Annotated in this window: 5 protein-coding genes; all 5 read right to left on the bottom strand. The window is 42.1% G+C overall.

The window, feature by feature from the left end; translation table 11 throughout:
- Nucleotides 1–186: 186 nt before the first annotated feature.
- Genes MR764_RS20060 through MR764_RS20040 form a run of 5 tightly spaced genes read right to left on the bottom strand, consistent with a single transcriptional unit; the run spans nucleotide 187 to nucleotide 9012 of the window.
- The gene (locus tag MR764_RS20060) at nucleotides 187–1302 is read right to left on the bottom strand and encodes a BACON domain-containing carbohydrate-binding protein (RefSeq protein WP_247981245.1); all 1116 of its coding nucleotides are present in this window, start codon (nucleotides 1300–1302) and stop codon (nucleotides 187–189) included.
- Between the two features lie 47 nt (nucleotides 1303–1349).
- Nucleotides 1350–2345, bottom strand: coding sequence for a DUF4361 domain-containing protein (locus MR764_RS20055; protein ID WP_247981244.1), 996 nt, complete (start codon nucleotides 2343–2345; stop codon nucleotides 1350–1352).
- A 36-nt stretch (nucleotides 2346–2381) separates the two neighbouring features.
- Nucleotides 2382–4442 carry a RagB/SusD family nutrient uptake outer membrane protein gene (locus tag MR764_RS20050; RefSeq protein ID WP_247981243.1) on the bottom strand — a complete coding sequence of 687 codons (2061 nt, stop codon included), beginning with the start codon at nucleotides 4440–4442 and terminating at the stop codon, nucleotides 2382–2384.
- Between the two features lie 12 nt (nucleotides 4443–4454).
- Nucleotides 4455–7556 (bottom strand): TonB-dependent receptor, encoded by a 3102-nt coding sequence (locus MR764_RS20045; protein WP_247981242.1) that lies wholly within the window; start codon nucleotides 7554–7556, stop codon nucleotides 4455–4457.
- A 19-nt stretch (nucleotides 7557–7575) separates the two neighbouring features.
- Nucleotides 7576–9012, bottom strand: coding sequence for an IPT/TIG domain-containing protein (locus MR764_RS20040; protein WP_247981241.1), 1437 nt, complete (start codon nucleotides 9010–9012; stop codon nucleotides 7576–7578).
- Between the last annotated feature and the right edge of the window lie 1032 nt (nucleotides 9013–10044).

The following is a 10044-nucleotide window of genomic DNA, read 5'->3' as shown; positions in this document are numbered from 1 at the left end:
CACAAACAAGATACCATTAAAATTAAAAGCTATAAAAGAACAGACCGTTTCAAAGCTAGCTTTGAAACGGTCTGTAAATCTATTAACTTAGTCCAATAATCTGTAACGCTTATTTAGGACTAGTCAAGTATTTTATTGAATGAAAAATCATTCTTTTGAAATACCTCTTTTTTCTATCTGCGGAACTTATTCCTGAATGCGATACATTCTGAATTCTGCCATATTAAAGTAAGTAGGCGCTGTCCCACCGTTCGTTTTATTTACCACAAACCTGAAATATTTAAACGGCGTTTCCGAAATAAAGTAAGCCGATTCATAGGTTGAGGATGCTCCGGTTGGTAAGCCAGAAGTGATATGTACCATCTCACTCCAGGTTGATCCGTCGGCACTCACCATAATTGAAACATCTTGTGGTTTACCGTTACCGTTATTTCTGTTTTGGTACCAGAAAGCACAACCCGGAATAGGTTCATCCAGTGTCACCTGTATGTAGTGTGCTTCGCTAATGGAGTACGACCAGGCTGAATGGAAGAATGTAGAATAATTGTCATCCAGCAGATTCGCAATCGGCCCTTCATTTACTTCCTGTGCATTAGACGACAGCATATCTGCCCTTAATGGTATTTCTTCGAATACGATTCCGGCCTGAGCAACAACAAATGATGCTGTGTAGGCATAATTGTCTGAAGACTGGAATGTAATCGTAGAGTACCTGGCATTTCTACTCATGTTTTGATCTACTTTGAAAGAGACTGTTTTCATGTCAGCGTTTCCATCAACGTCTGCAATCGATTCAAAATGAACAAAATTGGCGGTGTCAGGAACCAAAAAGTTATCAATTACCATATTTGATTCTACCTGAACAGAAATAGTTGTTGCTACTGAACCTATCGATTTAACCACACCGGTTCTTTGCCCTTCCACTAAAAGTATCGGATTATTACCTTTTTGGCTCACATTAATGTAGTAGGCCTGGTATCCGTATTCAATAGTTATACGGGCAATACGCGGAGCATAGGTAGGGTTGCTTGCAGCCGAAATGCCCACAACACCTTCTTTTTTCTCAACCGTTAACCAGTCAGCATTCGATGATGCTGACCAGTCGCTTAACTCCACGTTTGTTTCAACTTTGGCTTCCGCCACTCCACCTTCAATTGGAAAAGCAATCGGGGTTAAGCTTTTATCGGGAACGACCAATGTTTTTACTTCGAACTCTGTCTCGTAATCGGGAGCGCAAGAGTTCATTGTTAGTGTACTGATCAATATTCCGATTAATCCGAACAATAATATATTTTTTTTCATAAGATTTTTATTATTATTTCTAATTGGCACGGGGCCTTTAATGATCATTACAGTAATTCCGCCCTTGGGCTATATTCCATCCGCAAGACAGCCTTCACCTCCCGGTAAGGACTGGTGTCGCTTAACCGGTATTTGTAGTGAAGACGAAACTCTTTATAGTAGGTAGCACGACCGTCGGGTGTTGAGATGATATTGATCAAAAAGGTATTGTCGTACATGTCAACAGGTGTCATCTGAACCACATCGAGGTCTTTGTAAGGTTCTACTGTCACTGTGCGTGCCAGTGGATTCTGAGAAGTCTGATCGCCGATTACTACTTTGATACTTTTGGCATTTAGTTGATTGTATGCAGCATTATAGTTGCCAAATGTTTCATCTCCTGCCATCATCCTTACCGAATTGCCTCCCAGCGCGAACACTTGATTCGAACTTGTTGGGCGCCTTGTTTCCGGATCATTCTTGTCCAGTTTAATGATATAGGACGAAGTATAGTTGTAGTATACATTTTCTACCGTAGTAGAAAACTCGTTCTCTTTATAAATACGCAGTAACACTTCTGCTTTTTCCGGATTGAACGCACTCGTTTTTGACGGATCTATTTTATAGTTCAGAAAATAGATAGAGTCGGGAGAGAGTTTGTCGAGATTTTGCACGTAAATCGGGAATTTAACCTGTGATTCACCCGCAGGAATCTGCATTTCTAAATTAGGAATCGTGAAACACTCTTCCGGAAGCATACGGGCAAAGCGTGACGAATCGATATCAAAATTCGATTTGTTGTAGGCTTTGAATAACGAGTCAGCTTCCACCAACGCAACGTTAAACGTTTGGTTGGAATTGTTGGTGCCACTTAGGGCGGCTACCACGTAAATTGTGTCGCTACTTTTAGTTAAATCTGCTACCTGCCTGTCGTAAATCATTTGTGAATTACTGAGCAGGTTTATCTCGTTTTGATATTGCTCCTGTTCGAAATCGTATGAGTCACAGCTAGCAAAAGCGAGTCCCAGCATTACGCCGTAAATAACTTTTATACTATTTTTCATTTTAAAAATCATTTTAACAGTTTATGATTCTAACAATTATCTATCCCAGCCAGGATTTTGATCAATTGCAGGAACCTTTAACAATTCATCGTGAGGTATAGGCAGTAACACCATTTTAGGAGAGGCTACACGGTCGCGAATGTTTTGGGTGTTAATGGTAACGATATCAAAGAATCCTTCGTTGTTATTTGTGCTCGTTCTGTCTCTGTCCACATTAAGGCCTCTCCAATTTGATGAGTTTGCATCTTCATCAAGGTAGATTCCCCAACGACGTGTATCGAACACACGGTAGCCTTCGTTGAATAATTCGATCTGGCGTTCATTCATAATAACTTGCTGGAATGTTTCCGGATCTGCCAATTGTGCATCTGTAGCACCCGGAAGTCCGGCACGGTAGCGAATCATATTGAAATATTGGGCCATCTCGGCTACATCGCGAGTAATGGTTACTTCAACAGTTTCGTTGCCCACAGCATCGAAAATTTCCACAGTTTCAGATCCTTCAACATTGTTCAGGGCTTCAACATATTCGAGCAGCACTTCTGCGTAACGAATAATAGGGAAGGGTTTCGGGCTGGTTACGAAAGCCGATTTTACGTTTCCTTTACCAGATGCCCAAGAGTCGTCAGGATGAATATACTTGATCGGAGAATATCCGCTAACGTTGTAGTCGTTGATATTATTTCCTGCTCCGGTGATACCCGATACATCATCGTGAGAAAACCAAAACTGTTCATTGGAATAGGAAGCATCCTGCGAAGCTGAGTTCATTTGCCAAACAGCGCCGGGAAAACCGATAGAAGCATAAAAACGAGCTTCACGGTTATCGTACATTTTCGGAACATTAGCTTTCAGAACATAAGAACCTAATGTTTTGCCACTTCCACCGATGGTGTTGGTCAAATCCGAATCATAAGGATATTCAGCAGATGCATCATGGATGGAACGTCCGTCAGCCATCATGTAGCAATCTACCACACGCTGAGGAACGGCCATACCTCCCCATCCTCCGAAATAAACCGGGAATGAGTGACGGGTATAGTTGGTTACATTTGACGAAGTCATTGCCCAGATAAATTCCTTGTTGGTTTGGATAATTCCTTCACCATTAAACATATCGTGGTACGAGTGAAAAGGATCAATACCTCCGGCACCATTCGGGAAGGCATCTGTTGGTACATTTGATGCCAGTGGATATGGATTTTGAGGATCTATATCAGAAGTGTACAATTGATAATAATTCATATCAATAACAGCTTTAGCCGCTGCAGCAGCAACAGCCCAGCGGCGTGCATCATATTCCTGATTCACATAGTATGCACCATCACTTTTTCGGGTCCAGGTACCAAAGCTTCTTCGGGCAGCATCGCCGCCGTTAAACAGTGGAGAAGCCTGGTAAAGTCGCAAGCGTGCAATCAGCGCCAAAGCAGCTCCTTTGGTGGGGCGATCGGAAAGACTGATCGATTGTTGCGAAGCAGAAGGCAATACCTGTGCGGCTAATTGGAACTCGTTGCATATGTAGTCCACCGATTCATCGTAGGTTGAACGTTCTTTGTTATAGTATTCAGCAGATTCTGAATTCGCTATAATTTCATCACCCACAATTAGACAGGGCCCCCAGTTCATCAACAGATGGTAATACGCATAACCACGCAAAAAGTGGACATAGCCTTCATAAATCTGTTTCTCGCGTGTTGACATGTCGCCTACCTGATCGACGCTGGCAAGCATGGTGTTGCAACGACGAATTACCCGGTACATTCTATACCAGATGTTCATGCTGGAAGGCACATTTCTGGAGGTGATTTCACCAACGGTAAATGAGATCCCGGGAAATTCTCCGGTCCGCCATTTTGTGGTGATCTCATCAGAAGCCATTTGCCCCAGATTCCATGAATTACCCCATATTGCTCCCGGATCAGGAAAGTCTTTGGGTGTGTTCCACAGATAGCCTTCAGCATTTTTGGTACTGTTGAAAATAGAGTCTTGTCTGAATGTATCTTCAAAATAGGTATCTACATCCAGGTAACTGCAGGAGCTGAGTGCCATGCTTGAGATGGCAGCCACTGCTATCAATATTTTAAATATACTTTTCATATAGCGTAATGATTAAAAGTTCAAGTAGATTTGAAATGTATAGGATGCAGGTATCGGATAAGCTCCTCCGTTGTAAGTCGCTTGTTCAGGATCAAAGTATTTTACTTTGTCGATAGTGAACAGGTTATTGGCCACAAACTCCAGATCGATGGACTGCAGTCCAAGTCTGCTCATCCACGAGTATGTGTCCAGTTTATATCTTGCGCTTACTTCTTGTAGGCGGAGGTAAGAACCATTGCGTTTCCAGAAGGTAGAAAGTTGCGAGTTGTTGGTATTACTTCCGTAAGAAAGACGCGGGAATTCGGCGTTCGGATTTTCGGTTTCAGTTGTTCCTGAATACCATGCCGGCGTCCATCTGTTTTCCGGATTGTTGGCCAGTTTAATCACGTTTCCTAAATCTCCGTTATAGAAAGGTATCCAACCTGCATCGTTACCTAGTCCTGCACGGTAGTATTCCACTTTTGCAGCACCTTTAAATAAAACGGCCAATGTTAATTTCTTATAGCGGAAATCGGCTCCGAAACCATACATCACACGTGGTACCTGGTTGCCGTATGAGAGTGGAACTTTGTCGTCATCATTGATGGTTCCGTCTCCGTTAACATCGCGGTACTTAATATCTCCAGGGCGAACGGTTCCGAAAGAGCTTTGGTCGGCTCTGGTGTCAATTTCTTCCTGATTGGCAAAAAGACCTTCCGAAATATATCCGCGGATGATACCATATGGTTTACCCGTTACACTCATATAATCGTAAGGTAATGCGTTCTCTTCGTAGTAGTCGATGATGTTCTGAGAGAAAGTATAGTTACCTCTCACGGTGAAATCCAAGTCATTGTTGACGGAGTGGAAGTACGAAATGTTACCGTCAGATCCGAAACTGTGCATACTACCCACATTCGATTGAGGAGTGGTTACCAATCCAAGGTAGTTAGGCAGTGTTACACGTGGCATAAAAATATGATCACGCTGATCGCGGAATACGTCAACTACCAATTTCAGGTTGTCGTCGAAAAAGTTGGCTTCAACACCAAAGTTGGCTTTTTTAGCCACTTCCCATTTCAGGTTATCAGCGCCTTCCTGTACTTCAGCAATACCCGCTCCGCGGTATCCCCAGTAGCTTGAAGCACGGTTGTCGATCAAAGTTAAATAGGGGAAACGGGCAGCACCCGAAATCTGGTCGTTACCAGCGAGACCGTATGATGCACGGAATTTCAGGAATGAAAGTGCCGGCATGTTGGTTTTTACCCATTCGTACCCGGTAACTACCCAACCAAGGGCAAGCGATGGGAAGAATCCAAAACGTTTACCTGATTCAAATTGCGAAGAACCGGTGTAACCGAAGTTACCATCAATAAAATAAGTATTGTTATATCCGTATGAAAGGCGTCCGGAAACGTTCTGGCGGCGAGCCGGAATCGAACTGATACCTAAGTTATCTGAAAAATCTCTCCACCGGGTATCCTGAATATTTTCCATATAGTAATACACAAGAGCTCCAAGGTCGTGGTTGCCAAACGAACGGTTCCAGTTTGCTTTTGCTTCGCCGTAGTTTTTTCTCCACAGGTCGCTGGTGTTTCCATAGTAAAGTGCCGTTTCAGCAATACGTAACGATTTAATGAGGTTACCTTGTGAATCTCTGCCCGAGGCACGGTACATGTTCGGCCATATACGGCGATATTCCGTGAAAAAAGTTTGGTAGTCGGCCATTACCTGTGCTGATACAGTAAGTCCTTCGAGAAAACCTTTAAAATCCTGAGTCAGGCTCAGTGTGATCATGTTACGGGCGTTGTTCTCTTGTGTGTATCCACTATAATTAAGCGTAGTGTAAGGCGAGGACAAGTCATAAGTTCCATAAGTAGGAAGTGTTCCATCGGCATATTTAACCGGGAACATTAATGGCGTAAGCTGGCGTACTGCACTCCAAAGTGTATTGGTGTTTTGTGATCCGGGCAATGTGTGGTTTACCATATTTCCGTCTACACCAAAATAGAGTTTGGTTGAAGGAGTTAAATTCATATCGATATTGGCACGATAAGTCATTTTGTTATAGGCCACCGGTTTTTTGAATTTAGATTCCTCCTGCTTGTACGCAGCATATTCCTGTTGTGCACCAACAGAGATGAAGTATTTTGCCAGGTCGCCTCCACCTTTTGCACTTACATAGTAGCGGTGCTGCAACGAAGTTTTTTTCATAATTTCATCGATCCAGTTAACATCAGGATAAAGCTCCTGGTCGAGTCCCGACTGGATTACATCCAGATCAAGACGAGTATATAAATCAGGATCGCCTGACATGGCCCTGGCTTCGTTGGCCAGTTTTGCATAATCGTATGCACCTAAGTATTCAGGTAGTCTTTTCAAACGGTTAACCTGCAGGGTGGCACGGCCGGTAATCTGCAGTTTGCCGGCAGCTCCGCGTTTGGTGGTGATGATAACAACACCGTTTGCACCACGTACACCGTAAACAGCTGTTGCGGCAGCATCTTTCAGGATCTGGAACGATTCCACGTCATCGGGGTCCACATCAGACAATGTACCTTCGAGGCCGTCGATCAATACCAAAGCTCCTGAGTTTGCACCGAAAGTTCCGATACCACGAATCCAGAAGTTAGAGATGTTTTTACCCGGCTCACCCGATGTTGTCATCGACATTACACCGGCTACTCTACCGCCTAACATGTTGTTCAACGATGCGGCCGGTGTTTTCAGTTCCTCCACATCGATGCTTGTGATCGCCCCTACGACCGATACCTTTTTCTGTGAAGTTAAACCGGTTACTACTACTTCATCGAGACTCTTGGAATCTTCTTTCAGCACAATCTCCACATCGTTTTTGGCTTTCTCAACGAAATATTCTTCAATTGTCATACCAATCATCTGGAAGACTACTGTTTCTCTGAGTCCTGCTTTGATTTTAAATTCACCATCAATATTCGATGTCGTTCCGACTCCGGGAACGTTTTTTATGTATATCGACACCCCGGGTAGAGGCGCACCAGTGGCATCAGACACGACACCCGATATTTCGAGGTTTCTGTTTACCTTATTTTGTCCATAGCTTATTTGGGGATATAGCCCAACCAGGAGTAAGATGAAACATATTAATTTTTTCATATCAGTTATATATCTAAAATTATTCAATAGAAAGTTTACGGATTACTTTGTTCCTATGGTCGGCTACATATACTATACTCCCGTCGGCGTTTACAGCAACCCCGGTTGGGTGATAGAATTTCGCGATTTCAGGTCCACCATCTTTGAATCCAGGACTCTGAGGCAAGCCGATGGCTGTGCTTACAGTGGCCTTGTCTATTGGAGCTGTGGTGTCAATTACACGGATACAGTGGTTGCCTGAGTCAGCGATATAAAGTTTACCGTCAGAAGTAAAACAGATTTGTTTTGGGCTTAAAAAACGTGCGTTTTCCAGTAATCCATCTTCCCATCCTCTACCATTTACCGGTCCTTCAACGAATGATCTTCCTGCGTATGGTTCGCCTTTGTAGGTGGCCTTGTCTTTATCGGCCAGTTTCGATACGTCTACCCGGCCAATCATATTGTATTCTTCCATGCAGAAATAGAGCATATTGGGCTCTGTTGGCGAAAAGATACAGTAAGTGTTGCAGCCTGACTGACCTCTTGCATTCGGAATATCAGGTATGATTTTGTCAAGCAATACTTCTACGTTACGTGTTGAGGGATTGAAGCGTACCAGTTGGCCTTTCCACATCACACTGTAAATCATGTTGTCTTGCTTATTGGCCACAAATGAATATTTCCAGTTTCCTTCGATCACATCTTTGGTATCAGGACCTGTAATCAGCGAGCGACGGCGCGGTGCGTAACTCAAACTTTTGGGTAATTGATAAAAATATAATCCTGCATCCTCCGGCATGTAAACCGATTCGTTTCCATTTTCCCCCGAAAAAGTAGGAGCGTTGGTATAGCTGGCACCATAAAGCATTACAGTTGCAGTTTGTGCTTTTGTATCTGCGATAACAAGATTACTTGCTACACCTTCCCCTTTTTCATTTCTTGCACCCTGGGCGCTATATCCAGACTGAGTATAGAAACTTCGTTCTGTAATGAAAATATTGTCCTCGTCATCGAGTACAATAGCGAATGGAGCAGAAAGTGTTGCTGATGAGAAATCACCTCCAACTGTAGGCATTGAATTGTTGTCGGGTTCCGGTTTTCCCACTACTGTACTTACTGTAGTTTCTGTTTTGTAAACAAAATAGTCTTCGGCAGTACCTGAATAGCTCTCGGTACCCTTGTCTGTCCGCTCAACAATAATATTCAGCTTTTTTAAATAGGTCAACTTCGGAACCATGGCGTAGATCTTGTTTCCATTCGATCCTACCAAACCGGCCTGGTGTTTTACTCCGAGCGAGTCTTTAAAGAACACTTTTAGCCCTGTTGTATCAGAGCCGAAGTTAGTTCCTTCAATAATAATAGGTGTTGCAATCCCTCCTGAGTCGGGATAAAACTCATTAATTTCGATTTCTTTAGCAGGATCAAAAGCTTGTTTTTTCAAACTGTCGTCCTTATCACACGAAATTAAAAGTCCCATAGACAATGAGACTACTGAAAAAAGCAAAAAAATACTTTTCGTCAATTTTGACGTTAACGTTTCATTCATGTTTTAATAGTTTTAATAATTTCACAAAGAGGCTTCAACAGCGGGCATTCCGCTTTGTCAAAGTTGAATCATTTGGATGTAGTGTGGACTGTTTCTTCATAGGCAAAAGTATTATGTATGATTTAGAAAAGCTTGTTTTTGTTAATTTAGTTATGTTCTAAAAGGTGTATTGTCGCTAGTCTTTATTTAAGGGTAAGACGTATCCTGTTTATTCAAGAATTTGTGTTGTTATTCTGAAGCTGTTTCGCTTGACTGCCAAGTGTGGTTTATTCTGCAAATCTGTGTGTTTTACCAGCTTAACTTATGTTCTCAAACATCAGCATTAAAGCAGCCCGGGGGGCAAGCAATGGAGACGTAATCGACTGGGATTAAGTAATGATCTTTCTATTTTTTTCTGTCGGCAAGATTCTTCTGTGGAAAATTGCTCATATACAAAAGAATTGAATGTTGCCGCTTTAGCTCTTTTTAATGAAGCAACTGAATAGCGTTTGTTTTCATCTGCTTTCGTAAAGTAATTCCTTACTGTCATCGAATTGAGATTTTCTAGTTTCGTAATAGTTAGTTAAATTGTACTCTTGCAAGTAAGGAAAAAAAAGTATAATCAACAAGGATAAAAGTAATAATATATCAAAGTATTTGCCTCTTATGTAAAAAATTAGAAACTTAATTGAGAGATGGATATATTCTCGAAATGAAGCGAATGTGTGTTTGGTATGCTTTATCTGTCAGTATATCAGGATAAAAGAGGGTCTATGGGTTTGCATATGTTGAATATAATGTTATTCTGGGACACAAATATAATACTAAAAAAGTAAACGAGGGAACAATAATTAAGAATTTGACTAGTCCTAAATAAGCGTTACAGATTATTGGACTAAGTTAATAGATTCACAGACCGTTTCAAAGCTAGCTTTGAAACGGTCTGTTCTTTTATAGCTTTTAATTTTAATGGTATCTTGTTTG

The sequence above is a fragment of the Maribellus sp. YY47 genome (genome assembly GCF_023111095.1).
Lineage (GTDB): Bacteria > Bacteroidota > Bacteroidia > Bacteroidales > Prolixibacteraceae > Draconibacterium.
This window is presented reverse-complemented; position numbering and strand designations above follow the sequence as displayed.

Excerpts from the sequence above, each read along its gene's own strand:
- MR764_RS20060 (WP_247981245.1), bottom strand. The coding sequence starts at position 1,302 with ATGAAAAAAAATATATTATTGTTCGGATTAATCGGAATATTGATCAGT.
- MR764_RS20055 (WP_247981244.1), bottom strand. The coding sequence starts at position 2,345 with ATGAAAAATAGTATAAAAGTTATTTACGGCGTAATGCTGGGACTCGCT.
- MR764_RS20050 (WP_247981243.1), bottom strand. The coding sequence starts at position 4,442 with ATGAAAAGTATATTTAAAATATTGATAGCAGTGGCTGCCATCTCAAGC.
- MR764_RS20045 (WP_247981242.1), bottom strand. The coding sequence starts at position 7,556 with ATGAAAAAATTAATATGTTTCATCTTACTCCTGGTTGGGCTATATCCC.
- MR764_RS20040 (WP_247981241.1), bottom strand. The coding sequence starts at position 9,012 with ATGGGACTTTTAATTTCGTGTGATAAGGACGACAGTTTGAAAAAACAA.